The 271-nt window shown below is 60.9% G+C and carries 1 pseudogene; it reads left to right on the forward strand.

What is annotated here, in order from left to right:
* Positions 1–59: 59 nt before the first annotated feature.
* A pseudogene (locus B7449_RS18075) lies at positions 60–271 on the forward strand (hypothetical protein); the annotation flags it as partial.

A 271-nucleotide genomic window follows, 5' to 3' on the forward strand; every position in this document is an offset into this window, starting at 1 on the left:
CTGTTTCGGGATATCGTTCCGGCCTCACCGAGTCAGGTTCAGGAGACGCAGGAGCAGTCATGGCCGCAGACGAACTCACGGGACTGATCCGATATCTCGGCCAGGAGGACTGGCAGGAGTGTTTTGGCGAAGTGCTTGGCGATCACATTGGTCCGGCGCTGGAAGCGGGCGACATCTCCTTCGAGGATCTGGCGGAGATGATCGGCCCCGACGTTGCCATGACGCTGTGGGGCTGCGCCTTCGAGGATTTTCTCGGGCAGGACTGGGATGA

Origin of the sequence: Komagataeibacter intermedius TF2 (assembly GCF_000964425.1) — a bacterium.
Classification (GTDB): Bacteria; Pseudomonadota; Alphaproteobacteria; order Acetobacterales; family Acetobacteraceae; genus Komagataeibacter; species Komagataeibacter intermedius.